The following is a 22,087-nucleotide window of genomic DNA, read 5'->3' as shown; positions in this document are numbered from 1 at the left end:
ATATTACAGTACATACTTTCGCGGTCGCTTTCACCGGCCCGACGACGCAAACGAGGTCAGCTGTGCAGATTTCCGCCGAGGCAGAACCGGGAGGGCCGCTGTCCGGGCTCACCGTTGTCGCGCTGGAGCAAGCGGTGTCGGCACCGATGTGTACGCGCGTCCTCGCCGACTTCGGCGCCCACGTGATCAAGATCGAGAATCCGCGGGGCGGCGACTTCGCCCGGCACTACGACGATGTCGTCCACGGCCTCGCCGCGCACTTCGTCTGGGCGAATCGTGGCAAGGAGTCCGTCGCGCTGGATCTCAAGGATCCCGGCGGCCGGGCGATCCTGCGACGGATCCTCGGGACCGCCGATGTCTTCGTGTCCAACCTCGCACCGGGAGCGACCGCCGCACTCGGGTTGTCGGCCGAGCAGCTGGCGGCGGAATTCCCGGAGCTGGTGGTGATGGAGATCGATGGCTACGGCGCGGGCGGGCCGCTGTCACACAAGCGGGCGTACGACCTGCTCATCCAGGCCGAGTCGGGCACCTGTGCGGTCACCGGTACCCCGAACGCGCCGGCGAAGCCAGGACCACCCATCGCCGATGTGAGCTCCGGCCTGTATGCCGCACTGACGATCCTGGCGCTGATCTGCGCCAAGCGCGCCCCGGACAGGCGATCCGCCGTGCCATCCAGCGCGTCGGTGAGCCTGTTCGACACCGCGACCGAGCTGATGGGCTACCACCTCACCTACACCCGCCACACCGGGGTCGACCAGCAGCCACTTGGCATGAGTTCTCCCGCGGTCGCCCCCTACGGCGCGTACCGCACCGCCGACGGTGAGACGGTCGTACTCGGCACCACCAACGACCGGGAATGGCAACGCCTGGCCCGCGACCTGATCAACCGGCCGGACCTGGCGGCCGACCCCCGGTACGCCACCAATGCCGACCGGGTGCGGCTGCGCGACGAGCTCGACCGAGAGATCGCCCGCTGGTGCGCCGGCCACGATGCCGACGCCGTCCAGGAGCAGGCGGATGCGGCCGGCATCGGCAATTCCCGGTTCCGAACGCCCGGAGAGGTCATCACGCATCCGCACCTGGCGGCCCGGCGGCGCTGGCGCGACATCCCGACCCCGGCGGGTCCGGTCACCGCGCTGCTGCCACCGCCGGTCATCGCCGGCTTCGAGCCGCCGATGGGCGCGGTACCGGCACTGGGTGAGCACACCGAAACCGTATTGACGAGAGCGGGTTTCACGCCGGAGGAGATCGAGGAGTTCCGCAGCCGGGGCGCGCTCGGGCCCGCCAGGAACAACGACGAAAGGACGATCCAGTGACCGCAGAACCCACCTTGCTCATCGAACAGACCGACGGGGTGCGCACCCTGACGCTGAACCGCCCGCACCGCAAGAACGCGATCAGCTTCCCGCTGTGGCACGCGCTGCGGGCAGCGCTGAGCGACATCGCCGGAGACGAGATGGTCCGTGCGGTGATCCTCACCGGTGCGGGCGAATCGTTCTGTGCCGGTGCCGATATCGCCGATGCGGAGGGTATGGACGAATTCCCTGATCCCCGCGCGGAACTCGCGACCATCAACGACACCGTGCGCTTGCTGCACGAACTGCCCGTGCCGACGCTGGCCAAGGTTCGCGGTGTCGCCGTCGGTGCGGGGTGGAACCTCGCGCTGGCGTGCGATCTCGTGATCGCGACACCGGAGACTAGGTTCTGCCAGATCTTCGCCCGCCGGGCGCTGTCGCTGGACTGTGGTGGTTCCTGGCTGCTGCCGCGTCTTGTCGGCCTCCAGCAGGCCAAACGCCTCGCCTTGCTGGCAGAGATGATCGACGGAACGCAAGCCCTCGAGCTGGGTTTGGTCACCTGGCTGCACACCGCCGACACGATCGACGGTGTCGTGACCGACCTGGCCCAGCGCCTTGCCGCCGGTCCGCCCTTGGCACTCCGGCAGACCAAGGACCTGCTCAACACGGGTACCGGTCGCACCCTCCCGCAGGCCCTCGATGCCGAAGCGGCAGCGGCCGGTGCCAATATCGCGGGGCCGGACGTGCTCGAGGCATTCGCCGCCTACGCGGAAAAGCGCGAGCCGCGCTACACCCGCACCACGGAAGTCACCGCGTGAGCGGCCGTCAGGGCAGCGCGCCGCGCCGCAGGCGCGAACGTGGCTCGCTCAATCCGGAGGACATCATCGACGGCGCGTTCGAACTCGCCGAGCAGGTCACCGTCGACGGCCTCAGCATGCCGTTGCTGGGCAAACACCTCGACGTCGGGGTGACCAGCATCTACTGGTACTTCCGCAAGAAGGACGATCTGCTCAACGCCATGACCGACCGCGCGCTGCGGCAATACCTGTACGCGGTGCCTTTTCCCTCGGTCGAGCCGCACAATTGGCGGGATTCGCTGGCCCGGCACGCACGGATCATGCGCCGCACCTTTCTCGACAACCCGATCCTGTGCGACCTGGTCCTGATCCGCTCGGCGCTGAGCCAGCACGCGGCGCGACTGGGCGCCGAACAGGTGGAGCGGACCGTGGCGAACCTGGTCAGCGCCGGGTTGTCGCTCGACGACGCCTTCACCGTCTATTCGGCGGTCAACCTGCACGTCCAGGGATCGGTGGTGCTCCAGCGACTCCATGACAAGAACCAGGAGCTGGGCAGCGAGGCAGCCGCCTACTACGACGTGATCCGTATCGAACCCGAGACGACACCGTTGCTCGCCGCGGCGATGGCCGAAGGTCGCCGCTCCGGCGCCCCCGACGACCACAACTTCGAGTGGGGTCTTGCCTCGGTGCTCGACCGTGCCCAGCAGGCCATCGCGATGCGAAGCAGCCCATAACGGCGGATGGCCATGTGTGACAGGAGAACCTGGATGGAAGACGGTACCGAGGTGGAGCCGACACGGCAGGCACCCGGCGCAGAACCCACGACCCTGGGCGGAGTGCTGCGCGCGCACGCACGAGCGTTCCCGGACAAGCCGCTGCTGGATCGAGAGGGCGAGCGGTTGACCTTCGGTGTCGCCGAACGCCGTTCGGCGCTCCTCGCCCGCGGTCTCGCCGGACTCGGTGCGGGCAAGGGCGTGCACATCGGGCTGCTGTACCCCGATGGGGCTGAATTCGTTGTCGCGCTGCTCGCCGTCGCGCGTATCGGGGCTGTCGCCGTCCCGCTGCCCGCATCCGCCGGTTCCGTCGAAATCCGGGATCTACTGGCCCACAGCGATGTTCGGATTCTCCTGCGCGCACAGGAAAACGATGTACCCAGCGCGGCCCGGGTGGTGTCGGAGGCATTGCGCGGCGCGGAATTCGATGCCGAGGGGAGGTGGTATTGCACGGCGGCACCACAGCTGCGCCACGTGGTCACCGACAGCATGACACCGGCACGGTATGTCCCGGAGGTCGATCGATGGGCCGACGCCGTCGACGACGCGCAGCTCACCGCCCTCGAAGACGATGTCCATGCCGCGGATCCGCTGTGCCTGCTCTACCTCCCCTCGACGGGAGGCTCGCTCACCGGTGCCGTACATACCCACGGCACGCTGCTCGGTGGTCATCGTGTCCGCAACCGGACACGTGCGCTGACCGAGGAGTCCGTGCTGCGTGCCGATCACCCGCTCCCCTCCCCCGCCGGGATCCTGTCCGGGTTGCTTCCCGCGGTGCTCGCCGGGGCGACGCTGCGGAGCCCCGGCCCCGCCGACCTCCTGGAGGTCACCGCCGGTTGGGATGATCAACCGGGTTCGGTGGAAGCGGGCGGTTCGGTCCTGTTCTACGGGGACGCGGGCCGGATCGGTGGAATTCCGGTGCCCGGCTTCGATATCGCGGTGCTCGACCCCGACACCGGTGCCGCGGTCGATCCGGGAGTGGTCGGCGAGTTCTGTTTCCGTGGACCGTTCGTCATGCCGGGCTACCACCGGCGAAGCCGTGAAGAGTGCTTCGATCCCGACCAATGGTTCCATACGGGCGAGCTCGTCTATCGCGACGAGGACGGCGCCGTTCATCCGGTCGGTCGCGGCATCGAGCCACCGACACCGGCGAACCCGGCCGACCACGCAGCCACGACCATGGACCAGCTCATCCGCGATCGGGCGGAGCGGTCCGGCGATGTCGCGGCGCTGATCGAGCCCGGTGGCCGGCTCACCTACCGCGAGCTCGACTCGGTCACCCGGGAGCTGGCCGCCGTGCTCGTCGATTCCGGTGTCGGCAAGGGAACCCGGGTGGGTCTGCTGCTGCCGAACGGCATCGACTGGGTGCGGATCGCGGTGGCGCTCACCAGGATCGGTGCAACGCTGGTGCCGTTGAGCACACTGTTGCGTCCTCCGGAGTTGCGGGCACAACTGCGGGTGGCCGCGGTCGGGATCGTGGTGACCGTGCCGGAATTCCGCGGCCGGAACTATCTCGAGGATCTCCCGCCGGCGCACACGGACGGAACGGTCGAGCCCGATCCGTCACTCCCGGCGCTCCGCCAGATCTGGACCGCTGACCGCCTCCTGGCCGCGAAGCCGACCGGCCGAGCGGTTCGGATCGCGACGGCGCTGGCCGAATCCGTCTCGGCTGCCGATACCTTCGCCATTCTGTTCACCTCGGGAAGTCGTGGCATGCCCAAGGGAGTCCTGCACTCCCACGGCAGTGCTTTCGGCGCTGTCCGGGCCGGACTACCTGCCCGCGCCATCGACGAGAGCACCCGCCTGTACTTGCCGATGCCGTTCTTCTGGGTCGGCGGCCTCGGCGGCGGAGTGCTGTCGACACTGCTCGCCGGTGCAACGCTCGTCACCGAGGCTGTCCCCCACCCTCACTCCACCCTCGAGCTGTTGCGCAGGGAAGGGGTGACGCTGTTCCGCGGCTGGCCCGAGCAGGCCGAAGCGCTCGCCCGGGCGTCCGCGGCGGGCGATATCGCCGTCACGACGCTGCGGCCCGGCAGCCTGGATGCGTTGCTGCCCGCCGATCTACGACCCAGACCCGGTGCTCGCGCCAACCTGTTCGGGATGACCGAATCATTCGGCCCGTACAGCGGGTATCCCGCCGGCACCGACATGCCCGCGTCGGCCTGGGGCAGCTGCGGGCAGCCGTTTACCGGGATGCAGGTCCGGATCACCGGCCAGGACAACGGTTCTCCGCTGCCCGCCGGTGACGTGGGTGTCATCGAGCTCCGCGGTCCGCACCTGCTGCGCGGTCTGTGCCTGCGCGAGCGCGCCGAATTCATGACACCGGACGGCTTCTACCGCACAGGTGACCTCGGCCACCTCGACGACCAGGGCTTCCTCTTCTATCACGGACGTGCCGACGACATGTTCAAAGTCAGTGGCGCGACGGTGTATCCCAGCGAGGTCGAGCGGGCACTGCGCGGTGTCGACGGCGTCATCGACGCCTGCGTGACCGATGTCGCGGGCGAGCACGGCGCGCGGGTGGGCGCGCTCGTGGTCTGCGACGGCGCGACCACGCCCGATACACTGCGCAAACAGGTCCGGGAGTCGTTGAGCGCCTTCAAGATACCCACTGTGTGGGTGCTGGCGGATTCGCCCGAACGGATACCGCGCGGTGCGACCGGCAAAGTCGACATCCGCGGTCTGCGCACCCTGCTGCAGTCTGCCCAGCCGGAAGGAGCCGGTCGGTGACCGAGCATCAGCAGTCCGCGACACAGCCGCTGGCCGGGGTCAGGGTGGTCGAGATCTCCAGCTTCGTGGCCGCACCGCTGGCCGGGATGACCCTGAGCCAGCTCGGCGCCGAGGTCATCCGGGTCGACCCGCTCGGTGGCGCGGCCGATGTCCACCGCTGGCCGTTGACCGACGACGGCGCCAGCATCTACTGGACCGGCCTGAACAAGGGCAAACGCTCGGTCGCGGCCGATCTCCGCTCGCCGGTGGGACAGCAACTGATCAGCCGGCTGATCACGGCGGGTGGCCCCGCGGGCGGAATCCTGCTGACCAATGTGTCCGGTCGCGACTGGCACAGCCATGCCGCCCTGGTCGCCCAGCGGCCCGATCTGATCCATCTCGAAATCCTCGGGCGTGCGGACGGGTCGACCGCCGTCGACTACACCGTGAACGCGGCCACCGGCTTCCCGCTCGCCACCGGACCGGTCGACCACGCCGAACCGGTCAATCATGTCGTGCCCGTGTGGGACCTGCTGTGCGGCCTGTACGCGGCGCTCGCGATCGCCGCCGCGGTCCGGCACCGCGACGCCACCGGGGAGGGCAGCCGGATCTCGCTGCCGCTGGAAGACGTCGCCCTGGCCACGGCGGGCAACCTCGGGTTCCTCACCGAGGCGATGGTGTGCGAGCGCACCCGTCCCCGGCTCGGCAACGCCATCTACGGCCAGTTCGGTGGGCATTTCACCGGAACCGACGGCGCGACCTTCATGGTGGTGGCACTGACCGCGCGGCACTTCCGGGATCTCACCGGGCTCACCGGGACCGGCCACGTCGTCGACGCGCTCGCCGCCGCGCTGGCGGCGAACTTCGCCGACGAAGGGGATCGCTATCGCCATCGCGAGGTACTCACCGGTCTCTTCACGCCGTGGTTCCGGGCCCGCACAGGCGCGCAGATCGCGGCGGGGCTGGCGGGCACATCCCTGCTGTGGGAGCGTTACCGGACCTTCGGCGAAGTCGCCGCCGACCCGAAAGTCACCGCGAATCCACTGTTCTCGCACCTGGATCAGCCGGGCATCGGCACCTATCTCGCGCCCGGCGCTCCGGCCTCGATCAACGGCACCCACACGCCCGCGCAGACCGCGCCGGCACTCGGCCAGCACACCACCGCCGTCCTGCGCGACCTGATCGGACTCTCGACCCCGGCCATCACGGACTTGCAAAAGGCAGCGGTCCTGGCGGCCGACACCTGATCCGCCTGCGTCGCCGGGTGACCGGTCGGCCCGGTCAGCTCCGGCGCTGCCTCGAGAGCAGCGCCTTGGCCCGGGTGAGGTGCGGCCGGTCGAGCAGGGCACCGCGGTGCCCGATCGCGCCTGCCGCGGGGTCGGCGGCGAACAGATCCACGATCTCCTGCGCGGCGGCCAGTTCGGCCTCGGTCGGCGAGAACACGTCGTTGATGATCCCGACCTGGTCCGGATGGATCGCCAGCATGCCACCGAAACCGTCCTGCCTGGCACGGATACAGCGCGCCCGCAGCCCTGCGGAGTCGCGATAGTCGGTGTGAATGGTGTCGACGGCGACCGCGCCGGCGGCAGCGGCGCCGAACAGGCACAGGCTGCGCGCCGTTTCGAGGACCGGGCCGAACCGTCCGTCGGCGCCGCTCACCGCCTCGGCGCCGATCTCGGCCGCGAGGTCGGCGACGCCCCAGGTCACAGCGGCCAGCCGGGGCACACCCCGATAGGTCCCCATGGTGTGGACCGATTCGGCGGTCTCCGGAGCCAGCGCGATGACCGCGGTCTGCCCGGGCGGTATTCCGCCGGCGACTTCCAGTGCGGACAGATAGTTGTCCAGCGTCCGGAGATCCTGGCCGCCCCGGGCTTTGGGCAGCATGATGCCGCCGGGCCGGGCGGGCATCACCGCCGCCAGGTCCGCCAGTGTGTGCGGGCCGTCGAACGGGTTCACCCGGACCCACAGCCGCCGCTGGTCCGCGGCGGGGCAGCCTGCCAGGAATTCCGCGCACAGGGCACGAGCGTGGGCTTTGCGATCCTGCGCTACCGCGTCCTCGAGATCGATGATCACGATATCGGCCGAGCTCCCCGCGGCTTTCGTCATCTTCCGCTCACTGTCGGCAGGAGCGAACAACCACGATCTCCAACCGAGGTCGGCACCTGCGCCCGGCTCATCACTGAATATCATCCCGTTAATGTTACTGTATTCAATTCGGTCGATCACCGCCACGCCTGCTCGCCCGCGCGCCGAGCAGCGGAAATCCCATCGGTAATGGTTACTGTGGTAAATAACAAAAGCCGCGCACCGACATAGAAACCGCACCAAAGACTGCACGAAGGTGGCCACAGATGACGAAACGAGCAACCACGGACAAGCGCCCACGGCGTGAGCGGGGTTCGCTGAACCCCGACGACATTCTCGACCGCGCCTTCGAGCTCGCCGAGGAGGTCTCCCTGGACAACCTGAGCATGCCACTGCTCGGCAAGCACCTCGGTGTCGGCGTCACCAGCATCTACTGGTACTTCCGCAAGAAGGACGAACTGCTCAACGCCATGACCGACCGGGCGTTGCAGCAATACGAGAATGCCGCTCCGTTCATCGAAACCGATGACTGGCAGGACACCCTGCGCAATCACGCGCGCACCATGCGCAAGACATTCCTGGGCAACCCGATCCTGTGCGATCTGATCCTCATCCGCGGAGCGCTGAGTCAGCGCGCGGCACAGGTCGGAGCCGTGATGACCGAGAAAGTCGTCGCCAGCCTCGTCGACGCGGGGATGTCGATCGATGACGCCGTCGACACCTATTCCGCGGTGCAGCTGCACACGCGAGGCTCGGTGGTCCTGCAGCGGCTGTACGACAAGAACAAGGAATCCGGCGACGAGCCGGGTGCGTACTACGAACACCTGCAGATCTCACCGGAAAACACGCCGCTGCTGGCCGAAGCCGGTGCCAGGGGCCACCACAGCGGCGCGCCGGACGAGCACAATTTCGAATACGGGCTCGACTGCATTCTCGAGCGAGCCGTTCGCCTGATCGGCACACCGGCCAAGAAGACCCCGGCGAAGAAGACATCCGCGAAACCCGCCAAGAAGGCCACCGCGGCGAAGAAGACCGCGACGGCCCGGAAGGCTGCCGCCCCGCGCCGCACCCGTGCGGCGGCGGGCACCGAGTAGCCGACGCAGGCCGCTACGGCAGGTCATCGGGCCGACGGACATTCCATCGGCCGGTGAACGCGGTCTCTCGCTTCTGCGCGAACGCCGCATAGGCCTCCGGCAGATCCGCGACGGCGAAATTGACTGCCTGCGCACGCGACTCGCCGGCCAGGGCCTCACGCAGGGAGCGGTCCACTCCCTCGTTGAGCAGGGCCTTGGTCTGCGAGATCGCGATCGGCGGGCCCGCGGCGAGTCGCCGCGCGATCCCGTCGACGAACTCGTCGATCTCCGCCTCGGGCCTGATCCAGGTGAGCAGGCCGAGTTCGCGCGCTTCGGCCGCGTCGATCGTTTCCGCGAGCAGCGCGAGCCGCTTGGCCTGCTGGACGCCGACGAGCTTGGGCAGCAGCCACGACCCCCCGCAGTCGATCGAGAGCCCACGCCGGGTGAACACCTGGGAGAACGTCGCGTCCGGTGTCGCGACGACCAGGTCGCAGCCCAGCGCCAGGTTCCATCCGGCGCCGACCGCGACACCGCGCACCTTCGCGACGGTGGGGACGGGCAGGTCGTGCAGGTACTGGGCGACATCGGTGATAGCCCGCAACTTCCGGAACGGTGCGGCGTAGGGGTCGCTGTCGACGACGTCGGCGCCCGAGCAGAAGGCTCCGCCCGCCCCCGTGAGGACGACGGCCCCCACGCCGGGTTCGTGGGCGATCGTGTCCAGCGCACCGCGCAGCGCGTCCCAGTTCGAGGGTGATCGCGTTCTTGCGGCGGGGCCGATTGAGCGTGAGCGTCACGACGCGGCCGTTGCGCTCACGGCGCAGGATGTCGGTCATCGGGATCGGATCCTTCCGCCCTGCCGGTGTCACCCGGTGCAAGCTCACAGGAAGAGGTCGGTATTGAGCGGAGCCAGGCCCGGCACCGCCCGGTATCGGCCGAAGTCGGTGACGCCGTGCTCGGCCAGCACGTCGTCGTCGATGAGAAACCTGCCCGTGTACTTTCCGGGTGGCGCGGTGAACACCAGATAGGCGGCGTCGGCGCAGATCCGCGGCTTCCGCGAGGTGGCCACGCGCTGTTCGCCACCGGGCCGGTTGCGGATCGCCGCGGTCGCGATCGTCGTGCGCGGCCACAGGGAGTTGACCCAGATGCCGCTGCCACGCAACTCCTCGGCGAGCCCCAGCGTGACCAGCGACATGCCGTACTTGGCGATGGTGTAGCCGAGATGGGCGCCGGCCCAGCGCGGCTCGAGGTTCAGCGGCGGCGACATGGTCAGGATGTGCGGATTGCGCCCCGCCCCAGCCGATTTCCGCAGATGCGGCAGCGCCGTCTTGGCGAGCAGGAAACTGCCACGGCAGTTGATGTCCTGCATCAGGTCATAGGCCTTCATCGGCAGGTCCTCGGTGCGCGACAGGTCGATCGCGGACGCGTTGTTGACCACGATGTCGATCCCGCCGAACCGCTCGACGGTCTGCTCGACCGCCGTCGCGACGACCTCGTCCCTGCGGACATCGCCGATCACCTTCAGCACGGTGCCGCCCGCCGCCTCGAGCTCCTCGGCGGCGGTGTGGATGGTGCCGGGCAAACTCGCGTGCGGCTGGTCGGTCTTGGCGATCAGGGTGATGCAGGCCCCGTCCGCGGCCGCCCGCCTGGCGATCTCGAGTCCGATGCCGCGGCTGCCGCCGGACATGATCATCGTTCGCTGCGCGAGGGCTCTGTCACCGTCGGGCATCGGCCGGCCTCCGATCTGCTCGACCCGCCGGCCAGGCCGGCGGGTGATCGTACTGTTGCCATTACAGTACATACCCCTGGAGGCTGCGTCCAATCACGCTTACTGTAATACTGACAGTATATCTTTTCCCGGCCGAATCCGGCCTGCGCTCTTGCCCGTCGACGACGGCTCACCCCCACCCTGCCCCCCGAGGAGCGGAACACCATGGCCTACGTCATCACCCAGCGCTGCTGCAACGATGCCAGTTGCGTCTCCGACTGCCCGGTCGACTGCATCCGGCCACGTCCGAACGAACCGGAATTCGCGACCGCCGAGATGCTCTACATCGATCCCGACACCTGCATCGACTGCGGCGCCTGCGCCGACGCGTGCCCGGTGGACGCCGTCTTCGCCGAGGACGAACTGCCCGACGTACTGCGCAGATTCGCCGACATCAACGCCGCGTACTTCCGGCAGTATCCGCTGATGCCCGCGTCCGATCCCGCCGTCGCGCCCCTGCGGGTACCGAAAGACCTCGGCCCACTGCGGGTGGCCATCGTCGGCGCGGGTCCCGCGGCCTGCTACGCCGCCGAGGAACTGCTCCGGCGATGCACGGCCGAGATCGAGATCTTCGACCGGCTACCCACCCCGTGGGGCCTGCTCCGTTCCGGGGTGGCTCCGGATCATCAGAGCACCAAGGCGGTGACGACCAGGTTCGAGTCGGTCCTGAAACGCGATGCCGTCGGGCTCCATCTGAATGTCGAAGTGGGCGTGCATGTCTCGCATGCGGAGCTGCTGGCCGACCACCACGCGGTGCTGTACGCGGTCGGCGCCTCCGGTGACCGCGGGCTCGGCATCCCGGGCGAGGATCTGCCCGGATCACATTCCGCCACGGAGTTCGTCGCCTGGTACAACGGCCACCCCGACTACGCCGACCGGGTATTCGACCTGTCGGGTCCGCGCGCGGTGATCATCGGCAACGGCAATGTCGCCCTGGATGTGGCCCGGATCCTGACGATGCCGCCGGATCTGCTCGAGCGCCGGACCGATATCGCCGAGCACGCGCTCGCGGCCCTGCGGGCGAGCGGCATCACCGAGGTCGTCCTGATCGGGCGGCGCGGTCCGCTGCAGGCGGCCTGCACCGGTCCGGAGTTCCTCGCGCTGGGCCACCTCGAGGGTGTCGACATCGTCGTCGAGGAGGCCGACCTCGATCTGGATCCCGGAAGCCGCGCCGTGCTCGACGATTCCGCGGCGGAGCCGTCGCTGCGGCTGAAATATTCCGTGGCACAGCAATACTCGAAGTCGGCCTGCACACCTGGACACCGCCGCATCGTCTTCCGCTATCTCGCCTCCCCGACCGGACTGACCGGCGACGGCAAGGTCGAGGCCGTCCAGCTGGTCCACAACGAGCTCACCGAGCAGGACGGGCACCTGCATGCCCACCCCACCGACCGCACCGAAACCCTCACGGCCGCACTCGTACTCCGCTCGGTCGGCTACCGGGGCACGCCGCAACCCGGCCTGCCCTTCGATCCATCGCGTGGCGTGATCCCCAACGAGCACGGCCGGGTCGTCGGATCGGACGGCGCACCGGTGGACCGGGTCTACGTGACCGGCTGGATCAAGCGCGGTCCGCAGGGCGTCATCGGGACCAACCGTCTCGACGCGCAGGAGACGGTCGAGGCCATCCTGGCCGACTTCGCCGCGGGGCGCCTGGCATCTCCCAGCGGCGACCGGGACGCACTCACCGAGCTGCTCGACCGCAGGCAGCCCGACCGCATCGACCGGGACGGCTGGGCGGCCATCGACCGCGCCGAACTGGCCGCGGGTGCCGCCACCGGCAGACCGCGCGTCAAACTGACCACCCGCGCCGCACTGCTCGCCGCGGCCGCCGCACCCCAGCAGTCCTGACAGCACTACCGCCGCTCCGGGTCACGGAGCGGCGGTAGTGGTTTCGGGCGGCCGTGGTGACGGCACAGCTCACTTCGGCTGGAAGCGCTGACCGCCGTCGATACGCACCACTTCCCCGTTGATGTAGGGGTTCTCGAGCAGGTGCTGGGCCAGCAACGCGTATTCCACGGGTGCGCCGAGCCGCTTCGGGAACGGCACGGACGCGGCGAACTGCGCGAGCTTCTCCTCGCCGAGGAAATCCATGATCGGGGTGTGCATGGTGCCCGGCGCGATGCTGTTGACCCGGATGCCCACCGCGCTCAGATCGCGGGCGGCGACCAGCGTCAGACCGATCACGCCACCCTTGGCCGCCGCGTAGGCGGACTGGCCGATCTGACCCTCGTAGCCCGCGATCGAGCTGGTCATCACCACGGAACCGCGTTCACCGTCGGCCTTGGGCTCGAGCTTGGCCATCGCGGCCGCCGCGAGCCGCAGCACGTTGTAGGTGCCCGTGAGGTAGAGCGCGATGGTGTCGGTGAAACCCTTCAGCGTGTGCGGGGATCCGTCCCGGTTGACCACCTTCTCCAGCACACCGAAGCCACCGTGGGCGATCACCGCGTAGCGCAGTGTGCCCAGGTCGGCGGCCGCGGCGATCGCGTTCTCCACCGAGGCCTCGTCGAGCACGTCGGTCCGCACGTAGACGGCCTTGTTGCCCAGCTCGGTCGCCAGGGCGTTGCCCTTCTCGTCATTGAGGTCGGCGATCACCACGGCCGCGCCCTCGGCGTGCACCTTGCGCACCGTCGCGGCACCGAGGCCACCGGCACCGCCGGTCACCAACACCACTTCACCTTCGAACGACACTGTTTCTCCTCACTTCTCGGTTCGACGGCGGACAAGGCGGCCGTACGGCCTCACTTGCCCGTCCACTGGGGGGTTCGCTTCTCGGCGAAGGCTTTCGCGCCTTCCTTGGCGTCCTCGGTGGCGAAGACCGGGCCGATGAGAGCCATCTGCTTCTGCCACATCTCGTCGGGGTGCCACGCGGCCGCCTCGACGATCACCTGCTTGGTCACCGCGACGGCGACCGGCCCGTTGGCGGTGATCCGCTCGGCCAGAGCCAGTGCCCGGTCCAGGGCTTCGCCCGGTTCGGCCAGCTCGTTCACCAGACCCCACGACGCGGCGTCCGCGGCGGTGAAGGTGTCGCCGGTCAGGGACAGCTCCAGGGCCTTCTGGTAGGGGATCCGCCGCGGCAGCCGCAGCAGGGCGCCGCCACCGGCGACCAAGCCGCGCTTGACCTCGGGGACACCGAACTGCGCGGTGCGCGAGGCCACGACCAGATCGGTCGCCAGCACCAGTTCGGTGCCGCCGGCCAGGGCGTACCCCTCGACCGCGGCGATGATCGGCTTGAGCGGCGGCTTCTCGGTGAAGCCGAGACCCCGACCGGCCACGTACGGGTACTCCCCCGCCGCGAAGGCCTTCAGATCCATTCCGGCGCTGAAGTTTCCGCCACTGCCGGTCAGCACCGCGACCGACAGTTCGGGGTCGCCGTCGAGTTCGTCCATGGCGTCGGCCAGCCCCTGGCTGACCGCGAGATTCACCGCATTGCGCGCCTGCGGCCGGTTGATCGTGACGACCAGTGTCCGGCCGCGTCGTTCGACCTGTACTTCGTCCGACACAGGTACCTCCTTGTTCTGTTCGGGGATTGCCGGGTGCTCAGACTTCGATGACCAGGGCGCCGCCCATACCGCCACCGGCGCACATGGCGCTGACACCGATCCCTCCGCCGCGGCGGCGCAGCTCGTAGATCAGCGTCGCCACCTGGCGAGCACCGGAGGCCGAGATCGGGTGGCCGAGGCTGCACCCGCTGCCGGAGAAGTTCACCTTCGACTCGTCGATGCCGTGCTTGCGGCAGGCGGCGATCGGGACCGAGGCGAAGGCTTCGTTGATCTCCCACAGCGCCACATCGGAGACCTTCAGCCCCGCGCGATCGAGAACCTTGCCGACCACCTCGACCGCGGCGATCCCGTTGTCGGCCGGAGTCACAGCGACATTGGCCCAGGTGCGGACCGTGGCCAGCACCTCGAGACCGGCACCTGCGGCGTAGTCGTCGGCGGTGACGGTGACCGCGGCAGCCGCGTCGTTGATGCCACTGCTGTTACCCGCGGTGATGGAGAAGCCCTCGATCCCGGGGTGCAGCACCGGCAGCGAGGCCAGCCGCTCGAGGGTGGTGTCGCGGCGGGGATGCTCGTCGACCGCGAAATCGAGGACCGAGCCGTCGGCCTGGGCCACCTTCAACGGCAGGATCTCCTCGGCGAAGCGGCCCTCATCGATGGCGGCGATCGCCCGCTGGTGGGAGCGCAGCGCCCATTCGTCCATCTCCTGGCGGCTGATGCCGACCTTCTTGGCGGTGTTCCAGCCGACCGTGATCGACATGTCGGTCGCCGGGGCGTCGGGGGTCTCCGGATGCGACGGCGGGATCCAGGGCTCGCGGAACTCAAGATCGGGGCCGACGCCGGGCACCCGCCACTTCATCAGCGGGGCCGTCGACAGCGACTGCACACCACCGGCGACGATGACCCGTTCCACGCCTGCGCTGATGTGGGCCGCGGCGTTGGCGATCGAGGTCAGGCTGCCCGCGCAGTGCCTGTTCACGGCCTGGCCTGGCACGCCGGTCATCCCGGCGGCCACCGCGGCGTGCCGGGCGAGATCGCCACCGCCGTAGTTCAATTCGGCGAGGATGACATCGTCCACCTCGGCCGGGTCGATACCGGAGCGGCGGACCGCCTCGGTCAGGATCTCGGTGGCGAGGGTCTCCGATGCCACATTGACGAGCGCGCCTTTGAAGGACCGCCCGATCGCGGTCCGTACCGCGCTGACGATGACCGGTTTGGCCATATCTCTCAACCTTCGTCTCTCTGGGCCGCACCGGGCGGTGCGGCGTTGGTCTGTTGGGTGACAGCAGTGGGGTTGCGGGGCGTCACGGCGCCGCCGGTGCGCCGGTGGAACGGAGCGTCGCGGCGGCCGCCACCAGGTCGAGGTCGCCGGCGCCGAGCAGGTCGCGAGGGAGCTGGGCACCGCCCCCGATCAGATCCTGTGCGGCGCGGACATCCTTGGGCCTACCGACTCCGAGAACACCGACCAGCCGGTCCTTCTCCAGGGACAGCGCGAGGAAGGAGCCGCCGTCGATGTCACCGTGAACGACGAGTTCGTCACCGCGAGTGGGCCATCCGGTGATCTGCAGGGTGCGGCCGAACTGGCTGGTCCAGCACCACGGGACGTCGCGGTAGGGCGATCCGTGACCGAGCGCGCTCCGCGCCGCGGCACTGCCGTGCGCCTGGGCATGGTTCCAGTGCTCGACCCGTTCGGTCCCGCCCAGGATCGAGTTGGGGAACCGGGCGACATCTCCGGCGGCGAACACCGCGGGTGCCGAGGCCGCACAGTACTCGTCTACGACGACGCCGTCGGCGACGGTGAGCCCGGCTGCCTCGGCCAGGCCGGTCTCCGGCGCCATCCCCACGGCGACGATCACGACATCGCCACGCCAGGACCGGCCGTCCTCGGCGGACACCGTGGTCGCTCCGTCCTGGATATACGCCGAGACGAGCCGCACTCCGGTGTACACCCCGACACCGCGATCACGGTGCAGGCGTTCGTAACTCGCCGAGATCGCCGGTGGCAGTACGCGCTCGAGCACCCGATCGGCAGCTTCCAGCACGGTGACCTCGGCCCCGGTACCGCGTACGGCCGCGGCCACCTCCATACCGATCAAACCGCCGCCGATGACCAGCACCGACAGGGTCTCGCCGACCGGTGCGGCCGTGCCGAGCACCGGCCGCAGCGCATCGACATCAGCCAGCTGCCGCACCGTGTACGCACCGGGAACGAGGTGGTCCAGCCGTTTCGCGCGGCCACCGGTCGCCAGCACCACAGCGTCGTATGCCACCGCGGACCCGTCCTCGAACTCGACACGGGCAGCATCGGCATCGACGCGGGTGGCGATCGCGGCAGTCCGTAGCTCGATGCTCATGTCCGCCCAGAAGGCCGGCTGTTCGAGCCGGGCCCGTTCCGCGCCGACCGCGCCGGACAACAGTTCCTTGGACACCATCGGGCGCCGGTACGGTTCCGCCCGTTCGGCACCGGCCAGCACGATCGACCCCGCAAACCCTTCCGTACGCAGAGTTCTGGCGGCGCTGACGCCGGCGATGCCGGAACCGACGATCACGACCTGCCCGCGGCGTGGAACCGTCACCGCGCGACCTCGATCATCTCGAAGTCGGATTTCTCCGCACCGCAGTCCGGGCAGGTCCAGTCGTCAGGGATGTCAGCCCAGCGAGTGCCGGGCGCGATGCCGTCGTCGGGCCAGCCCAGTTCCTCGTCGTACTCCCAGCCGCAGATGACGCAGCGGAAGAGCTTGTGAGCCGTGGTGGTGTCGGTCATTGTCACTTCCCCCAGGGCACGGCCTTGACGAATCCGCCTGCGTCCACGCGGATCTGGCTGCCCGTCACGAACCGGGCGGCGTCCGAGGCCAGGAACACGACCATGTTCGAGACGTCCTGCGGCTGGATGTAGGGCACGGGCATGGCCTGCATGGCCGGGAACGCCTGCTCCGCGTCGGCGCGGGTCGGGGCGTCCTTGTCGGGGCGGAAGATCTTGTACATGCCGTCGTTGTGCAGCATGTCGGTGTCCACGTTGGTCGGGTGGACCGCGTTGACCCGGATCGATTGCTTGGCCAGCTGGATCGACAGATCGTTGACGTAGTGCGCGACGACCTGCTTGGCGAAGCTGTAGGCCGAGCCGCCGGGCCCCTGCTTGGTGGAGCTGCCCAACTGCGCGGCCAGCGAACCGGTCGCGATGATCGAGGCGCCCGCGCCCAGGTGCGGCAGACTGGCCTGCACCACGTTGAACACCCCGACCAGATCGGTGTCGATGGTGTCCGACCACGATTGCATGCTCTGCCCGCTGCCCAGCGGTGCGATGCCCGCGTTGGCGACCACGATGTCGAGGCGGCCCAGCGCTTCCGCGCCGGCGGCGACCGCGGCCCAGACCGCGGTGCGGTCGCGCACGTCGACGATCGCCGGGTGACAGCGCCTGCCTTCCTTCTCGACCAGCCGGGCGGTCTCCTCGAGATCCTCGGGACGGGCCAGAGGGTAGGTATTTCCCTCGAGATCCGCGCAGATGTCGAGGGCGATGATGTCGGCGCCCGCGGCGGCCAGGTTGACCGCGTGCGAGCGTCCCTGTCCCCGGGCCGCGCCCGAGATGACGGCGACCTTGTCGTCCAAACTTCCCACTGATGGCAACCTTTCAGTACTTCTACGGTGGTCGGATGTGCTCGCGGGCTCAGTGCTGCCGCGGGAGCCGGGAGCCGATGGTCTTGGTCTCGAGGTACTGCTGGAACCCCTCGATGCCGCACTGGCGGCCGACTCCGCTGTTCTTGTAGCCGCCGAACGGCGCGTCCGCGCCGTAGAACATGCCGCCGTTGACGCCGACCACGCCGGTGCGCAGCCGACGCGCGATCGCCATCCCGCGTTCGTCGCTGCGCGAGAGCACGGCACCGGCCAGACCGAATGCGGTGCTGTCGGCGATGCGGACGGCCTCGTCGTCGTCGGCGAACGGGATGACGACGAGCACCGGCCCGAACACCTCCTCCTGCGCGATCGCCAGACCGGGATCCTCGGTCGCGAAGACCGTCGGGGAGAAGAAGTGCCCGTCGGCCAGGTGTGCGGGCAGATCGGTGGGTACCTCACCGCCGGTGACCAGGCGCGCACCGTCGCGCACCGCCCGCGTGCACGCGTCGCGGACCCGATCCTGCTGTGCGGCACTGATCAACGGGCCGACGAGGGTTTCCGGCAGCGCCGGATCGCCGACCGGGACCGCGGCGAAGGCCGCCGCCACTGCCTCGACCATGTCGTCGTACATCGAGCGGTGCACCAGCATCCGGCTCGTCGCCGCGCAGGCCTGACCCGCGTGCACGCAGACCCCGATGGCGCTGCGCAGAGCCAGCTCCGGTTTCGCGTCGTCGAGCACGATCAGCGCCGACTTCCCGCCGAGCTCGAGGAACGTCCGCTTCATCGACGCCGCGCCCTGGCGCATGAGCAGGCGCCCCACCTCGGTCGACCCGGTGAACGAGACCAGATCGACGCGCGGATCGGTGGACAGCAGTCCGGCCACCTCGTTCGACGGCGTGGTCACGATGTTCACCACACCCGGCGGGAAGTCGGTGTGCTCGGCGATCAGCCTGCCGAGCCTGGTGGCGTTCCACGGTGTGTGCGGATCCGGTTTCAGGACAACGGTATTACCCGCCGCCAGGGCGGGGCCGAGCTTGTTGAGCACGACTTCGACGGGGAAGTTCGACGGGCAGATCGCCGCGACGACACCGACCGGTTCCTGCACCACGGTGCGCTTGTTCCGATCACCGAAGAGACCGCCACCCGCCAGAACCCGCTCCCAGGCGAATTCGTCGATGAGCCCGGCCGGATACCGCAGCGCCTCGGCCAGTGGCCAGTCCAGTTGCGCGTTGTGGGTCGTCATGACCGGACAGCCGACCTCGGCGACCAGCTCGGTGCGCAGCGCCTCCTTCTCCGCTTCCAGCGCGCTCTGCAGCTGTTCGAGACAGCGGCGGCGCAGCGCCCGGTCGACCGGCCAGGAACTGTGATCGAACGCCCGCCGCGCGGCGGCGATCGCCCGCGTCATGTCCGCCTCCGCCGCGGCGGCGGTGACGCCGAGCAGCGACCCGGTGGCCGGGCTGTGGTTGCCGAACGTCGCGCCTGAACGCGCGCCGGTCAGCTCACCGTCGATGAGCATGCGTGACTCGGCCTGCGCGGCGGCCACCAGCCCCAGCTCCGGACTCAGTGCGGCCCGCTCGCCGACGACCTCGCTCACATTGCCTCCCGATGACCATCCTGGATGATTAACTGTAATGATTACCGTATAGTACTTCGGGACACGTATCAATCGCGGGAAAGGAGCACCGATGTCCGGATTGCTCAGTGGCGTCACGGTTGTCGAGCTGGCGTCGTGGACCTATGTGCCGAGCGCGGGCGCCGCACTGGCCGACTGGGGCGCGAACGTCATCAAGGTCGAGGACACCCGGGGCGGCGACCCTTGCCGCAACCTGACCATCGGCGGCCTCGACGGCACCGGCACCTCAGTCCAGGCCAATTTCATGATGGAACTCGGCAATCACGGCAAGCGCAGCATCGGCGTCGACATCAAATCCGAACAGGGCAGGCAGATCCTGGGCCGGCTGATCGCCGAGGCCGACGTCTTCTTGACCAACTGGCTGCCCGCCCCGCTGCACCGCGCGGGCTTGACGGTGCCGCAGATCCGGGAGTTCAACCCGTCGGTGATCATCGCCCGCGGTAGCGGCCACGGCAGCCGCGGCCCGGAGAAGGACCGCGGCGGTTTCGACGCGGCCAGCTACCTGGCCCGCGCGGGCGTGGCCTACGCCCTGTCCCCGATCGACGCCGAGTTCCCGATGGCGCAGGGCCCGGCCTTCGGCGATCTCCAGGGCGGCATCACCCTGGCGGGTGGCGTCACCGCCGCGTTGTTCCACCGCGAGCGCACCGGCCACGCGCCGATCGTCGACAGTTCGCTACTCGCCCAGGGCATGTGGTCGGTCGCGCCCGACATCGCCGCCGCCGACTACTACGGCATCGACCGGATTCCGGCCGGCGAAGCGGGCACCGCCCTGAACCCCGCCGTCAACCGCTACCGCACCCGCGACAACCGCTGGGTCCAGCTGGTCCTACTGCAGGCCGACCGGTTCTGGGCCGGGTTCTGTGAGCGCATCGGCCGCCCCGACCTCGGCACCGACCCGCGCTTCACCCCGCTGGCCAACCTCGTCGTCAACCAGGAGGCAGCGACCACCGAACTGCGCAAGACCTTCGCCGAGCGCGACCTCGCCGACTGGCAGAAGGCCCTGGCCGACGAGCCGGGCGTGTGGGCCACCATCGCCAGCCCCCAGGAAGTGCTCACCGACCCGCAGGTCGCCGCCAACGGCTACCTCATGACGATGACCGACAGCGGGGGCACCGAGTACCGGACCGTCGCCGCCCCGGTCCAGTTCGACGAGACACCCGCTCCGGCCAGCCGCGCACCCGAGTACGGCGAGCACACCGAGACGATCCTGCTCGAACTCGGCCTGAGCTGGGACGACATCGTCGCCGCCAAGGACAGCGGGGCGGTCCTGTGACCGAGACCCAGAAGCGCTATCTGAGCTGCCCGTGCGGCGAGTGGCTGACCGGCACCGACGAGAACGACCTCGTCGAGCGGGCCCAGCAGCATCTGACCGAGCGCCATCCCGGCCACAGCTACACCAGGGAACAAATCCTCTTCCTCGCCCACTAGGCAGGCGGAAATCTCTATAGTAATACTTACAGTAACTCAGATAGGAGAGTGCTCGTGGACAAGAACGATATGGTCCTGATCAGCGTCGATGACCACATCATCGAACCGCCGGACATGTTCGCCCGACACCTGCCCAAGAAGTACGCCGCCGAAGCACCGCGCCTGATCCACACCCCGGACGGCGCCGATGTCTGGAAGTTCCGCGACACCGTCATCCCCAATGTCGCCCTCAACGCCGTGGCGGGGCGGCCGAAAGAGGAATACGGACTCGAGCCCGACGGCCTCGACGAGATCCGGCCGGGCTGTTTCGATGTCCACGAGCGCATCAAGGACATGAACGCGGGCGGCATCCTGGCCTCGATGAACTTCCCCTCGTTCCCCGGCTTCGCGGGCCGGCTGTTCGCGACCGAGGATTCGGACTTCTCCCTCGCCCTGGTCCAGGCCTACAACGACTGGCATATCGACGAGTGGTGCGGCGCCTACCCCGGCCGCTTCATCCCGATGGCCCTGCCGGTGATCTGGGATGCCGAACTGTGTGCCGCCGAGGTACGCCGGGTCGCGGCCAAGGGCGTGCATTCGCTGACCTTCAGCGAGAATCCGGCGGCGCTGGGCTACCCCAGTTTCCATGACCCGTACTGGAATCCGCTGTGGAAGGCCCTCGTCGACACCGACACCGTGCTGAGTGTGCACATCGGGTCCTCGGGCCGGCTGTCCATTCCCGCGGTCGACTCCCCGCCGGATGTGATGATCACGCTGCAGCCGCTCAACATCGTGCAGGCGGCGGCCGATCTGCTCTGGTCCCGGCCGGTCAAGGAATACCCGGACCTGAAAATCGCGCTGTCCGAGGGCGGCACGGGCTGGATCCCGTATTTCCTGGAGCGGGTGGACCGCACCTTCGAGATGCACTCGACCTGGACGATGCAGGACTTCGGCGGCAAGAAGCCGTCGGAGGTGTTCCGCGACCACTTCCTCACCTGCTTCATCAGCGATCCGGTCGGTGTTCGCCTTCGGCACGAGATCGGCGTCGACAACATCTCCTGGGAGATGGACTACCCGCACAGCGACTCCATGTGGCCCGACGCTCCCGAGGTTCTCGCCGGCCTGCTCGAACAGGAACAGGTGCCCGACGACGAGATCGACAAGATCACGCATCTGAACGCGATGCGCTGGTACTCCTTCGACCCGTTCCAGCACATCCCCCGGGAACAGGCGACCGTCGGTGCCTTGCGGGCCGTCGCGGCAGGCCACGACGTCAGCATCAGGTCCCGCAGCCAGCGATCGACCTCGGCCGAGGACAAACTGGCCTCCTTCCAGGCGCAGATCAAGGCAGCCACCGCGCACACCGCGAGCTGACCGGCACGACCGCGCGCCACCCCGGACCCGGATCCGGGGTGGCCGCCTCCGCTGTGAACCGATG

At 69.0% G+C, this 22,087-nt stretch carries 19 protein-coding genes and 2 pseudogenes; 11 read left to right on the top strand and 10 right to left on the bottom strand.

Annotated features, from left to right (window positions below):
* The first annotated feature begins 62 nt into the window (after positions 1-62).
* The 6 genes and pseudogenes from ACWF82_RS06750 (at position 63) to ACWF82_RS06725 (ending at position 6,821) form a co-directional block, all read left to right on the top strand.
* A complete protein-coding gene (locus ACWF82_RS06750) occupies positions 63-1,316 on the top strand; it encodes a CaiB/BaiF CoA transferase family protein (RefSeq protein WP_452498706.1) in 1,254 nt (417 codons plus the stop codon).
* Positions 1,313-2,113, top strand: coding sequence for an enoyl-CoA hydratase/isomerase family protein (locus ACWF82_RS06745; RefSeq protein WP_452498704.1), 801 nt, complete (start codon positions 1,313-1,315; stop codon positions 2,111-2,113). The genes ACWF82_RS06750 and ACWF82_RS06745 overlap by 4 nt, the downstream gene beginning before the upstream one ends.
* Entirely contained in the window at positions 2,110-2,826 is a 717-nt protein-coding gene (locus tag ACWF82_RS06740) for a TetR/AcrR family transcriptional regulator C-terminal domain-containing protein (protein WP_379034739.1), read from the top strand. Before ACWF82_RS06745 ends, ACWF82_RS06740 begins: the two co-directional genes overlap by 4 nt.
* A 6-nt stretch (positions 2,827-2,832) precedes the next feature.
* Positions 2,833-3,882: pseudogene (locus ACWF82_RS06735) on the top strand (AMP-binding protein); the annotation flags it as partial.
* A 162-nt stretch (positions 3,883-4,044) separates the two neighbouring features.
* Positions 4,045-5,595 (top strand): AMP-binding protein, encoded by a 1,551-nt coding sequence (locus ACWF82_RS06730; protein WP_452499155.1) that lies wholly within the window; start codon positions 4,045-4,047, stop codon positions 5,593-5,595.
* A complete protein-coding gene (locus tag ACWF82_RS06725) occupies positions 5,592-6,821 on the top strand; it encodes a CoA transferase (RefSeq protein ID WP_452498702.1) in 1,230 nt (409 codons plus the stop codon). Before ACWF82_RS06730 ends, ACWF82_RS06725 begins: the two co-directional genes overlap by 4 nt.
* Positions 6,822-6,855: 34 nt before the next feature.
* Here the strand turns inward: ACWF82_RS06725 and ACWF82_RS06720 are convergent, their stop codons facing one another.
* Positions 6,856-7,764, bottom strand: a complete 909-nt coding sequence (locus ACWF82_RS06720; protein WP_452498700.1) for an HpcH/HpaI aldolase/citrate lyase family protein — start codon at positions 7,762-7,764, stop codon at positions 6,856-6,858.
* Between the two features lie 161 nt (positions 7,765-7,925).
* On the opposite strand from ACWF82_RS06720, the gene ACWF82_RS06715 reads away from it, so the two are divergent.
* Complete coding sequence (locus tag ACWF82_RS06715) at positions 7,926-8,753, top strand: TetR family transcriptional regulator (RefSeq protein ID WP_452498698.1); 828 nt, start codon at positions 7,926-7,928, stop codon at positions 8,751-8,753.
* A 13-nt stretch (positions 8,754-8,766) separates the two neighbouring features.
* Here the strand turns inward: ACWF82_RS06715 and ACWF82_RS06710 are convergent.
* Together ACWF82_RS06710 and ACWF82_RS06705 are read right to left on the bottom strand one after the other, a co-directional pair.
* Positions 8,767-9,565, bottom strand: a pseudogene (locus ACWF82_RS06710) (enoyl-CoA hydratase/isomerase family protein).
* 44 nt (positions 9,566-9,609) lie between these two features.
* Positions 9,610-10,458: an SDR family oxidoreductase gene (locus tag ACWF82_RS06705; protein WP_452498696.1), complete on the bottom strand. Its 849-nt coding sequence runs from the start codon at positions 10,456-10,458 to the stop codon at positions 9,610-9,612.
* 204 nt (positions 10,459-10,662) lie between these two features.
* Here ACWF82_RS06705 and ACWF82_RS06700 point away from each other — a divergent pair, with 204 nt between their 5' ends.
* The gene (locus ACWF82_RS06700; protein WP_452498695.1) at positions 10,663-12,348 is read left to right on the top strand and encodes an FAD-dependent oxidoreductase; all 1,686 of its coding nucleotides are present in this window, start codon (positions 10,663-10,665) and stop codon (positions 12,346-12,348) included.
* A gap of 69 nt (positions 12,349-12,417) precedes the next feature.
* Here ACWF82_RS06700 and ACWF82_RS06695 read toward each other — a convergent pair whose 3' ends face one another.
* The 7 genes from ACWF82_RS06695 to ACWF82_RS06665 all read right to left on the bottom strand — a co-directional run bounded on the left by ACWF82_RS06695 (position 12,418) and on the right by ACWF82_RS06665 (position 19,125).
* Positions 12,418-13,188 carry an SDR family NAD(P)-dependent oxidoreductase gene (locus tag ACWF82_RS06695; RefSeq protein ID WP_452498693.1) on the bottom strand — a complete coding sequence of 257 codons (771 nt, stop codon included), beginning with the start codon at positions 13,186-13,188 and terminating at the stop codon, positions 12,418-12,420.
* Positions 13,189-13,238: 50 nt separating this feature from the next.
* Positions 13,239-14,000, bottom strand: coding sequence for a crotonase/enoyl-CoA hydratase family protein (locus tag ACWF82_RS06690; protein ID WP_452498691.1), 762 nt, complete (start codon positions 13,998-14,000; stop codon positions 13,239-13,241).
* A gap of 37 nt (positions 14,001-14,037) precedes the next feature.
* Positions 14,038-15,219, bottom strand: a complete 1,182-nt coding sequence (locus ACWF82_RS06685) for a thiolase family protein (RefSeq protein ID WP_365011428.1) — start codon at positions 15,217-15,219, stop codon at positions 14,038-14,040.
* Positions 15,220-15,301: 82 nt separating this feature from the next.
* Positions 15,302-16,573, bottom strand: coding sequence for an NAD(P)/FAD-dependent oxidoreductase (locus ACWF82_RS06680; protein WP_452498688.1), 1,272 nt, complete (start codon positions 16,571-16,573; stop codon positions 15,302-15,304).
* Positions 16,570-16,761: a rubredoxin gene (locus tag ACWF82_RS06675; protein WP_452498686.1), complete on the bottom strand. Its 192-nt coding sequence runs from the start codon at positions 16,759-16,761 to the stop codon at positions 16,570-16,572. The genes ACWF82_RS06680 and ACWF82_RS06675 overlap by 4 nt, the downstream gene beginning before the upstream one ends.
* Before the next feature lie 2 nt (positions 16,762-16,763).
* Positions 16,764-17,612: a mycofactocin-coupled SDR family oxidoreductase gene (locus tag ACWF82_RS06670; RefSeq protein ID WP_379034717.1), complete on the bottom strand. Its 849-nt coding sequence runs from the start codon at positions 17,610-17,612 to the stop codon at positions 16,764-16,766.
* Positions 17,613-17,661: 49 nt separating this feature from the next.
* Positions 17,662-19,125: an aldehyde dehydrogenase family protein gene (locus ACWF82_RS06665; protein WP_452499153.1), complete on the bottom strand. Its 1,464-nt coding sequence runs from the start codon at positions 19,123-19,125 to the stop codon at positions 17,662-17,664.
* 169 nt (positions 19,126-19,294) lie between these two features.
* On the opposite strand from ACWF82_RS06665, the gene ACWF82_RS06660 reads away from it, so the two are divergent.
* The 3 genes from ACWF82_RS06660 to ACWF82_RS06650 are packed head-to-tail and all read left to right on the top strand — an operon-like array spanning position 19,295 to position 22,023.
* Positions 19,295-20,515, top strand: a complete 1,221-nt coding sequence (locus ACWF82_RS06660; RefSeq protein WP_452498684.1) for a CaiB/BaiF CoA transferase family protein — start codon at positions 19,295-19,297, stop codon at positions 20,513-20,515.
* Positions 20,512-20,670, top strand: a complete 159-nt coding sequence (locus ACWF82_RS06655; RefSeq protein WP_452498683.1) for a DUF1059 domain-containing protein — start codon at positions 20,512-20,514, stop codon at positions 20,668-20,670. The genes ACWF82_RS06660 and ACWF82_RS06655 overlap by 4 nt, the downstream gene beginning before the upstream one ends.
* Positions 20,671-20,724: 54 nt before the next feature.
* Positions 20,725-22,023 carry an amidohydrolase family protein gene (locus tag ACWF82_RS06650; RefSeq protein ID WP_452498681.1) on the top strand — a complete coding sequence of 433 codons (1,299 nt, stop codon included), beginning with the start codon at positions 20,725-20,727 and terminating at the stop codon, positions 22,021-22,023.
* The last annotated feature ends 64 nt before the right edge of the window (positions 22,024-22,087 follow it).

This window comes from Nocardia sp. NPDC055053 (genome assembly GCF_053608285.1).
Note: the sequence above shows the minus strand (reverse complement) of the source record. Positions and strands in the feature narration are given on the sequence as shown.

Bases quoted from the DNA above. Each gene is read 5' to 3' on its own strand.
- ACWF82_RS06730 (WP_452499155.1), top strand. From the start codon at position 4,045: ATGGACCAGCTCATCCGCGATCGGGCGGAGCGGTCCGGCGATGTCGCG.
- ACWF82_RS06720 (WP_452498700.1), bottom strand. From the start codon at position 7,764: ATGATATTCAGTGATGAGCCGGGCGCAGGTGCCGACCTCGGTTGGAGA.
- ACWF82_RS06715 (WP_452498698.1), top strand. From the start codon at position 7,926: ATGACGAAACGAGCAACCACGGACAAGCGCCCACGGCGTGAGCGGGGT.
- ACWF82_RS06705 (WP_452498696.1), bottom strand. From the start codon at position 10,458: ATGCCCGACGGTGACAGAGCCCTCGCGCAGCGAACGATGATCATGTCC.
- ACWF82_RS06700 (WP_452498695.1), top strand. From the start codon at position 10,663: ATGGCCTACGTCATCACCCAGCGCTGCTGCAACGATGCCAGTTGCGTC.
- ACWF82_RS06685 (WP_365011428.1), bottom strand. From the start codon at position 15,219: ATGGCCAAACCGGTCATCGTCAGCGCGGTACGGACCGCGATCGGGCGG.
- ACWF82_RS06675 (WP_452498686.1), bottom strand. From the start codon at position 16,761: ATGACCGACACCACCACGGCTCACAAGCTCTTCCGCTGCGTCATCTGC.
- ACWF82_RS06665 (WP_452499153.1), bottom strand. From the start codon at position 19,125: ATGCTCATCGACGGTGAGCTGACCGGCGCGCGTTCAGGCGCGACGTTC.
- ACWF82_RS06660 (WP_452498684.1), top strand. From the start codon at position 19,295: ATGTCCGGATTGCTCAGTGGCGTCACGGTTGTCGAGCTGGCGTCGTGG.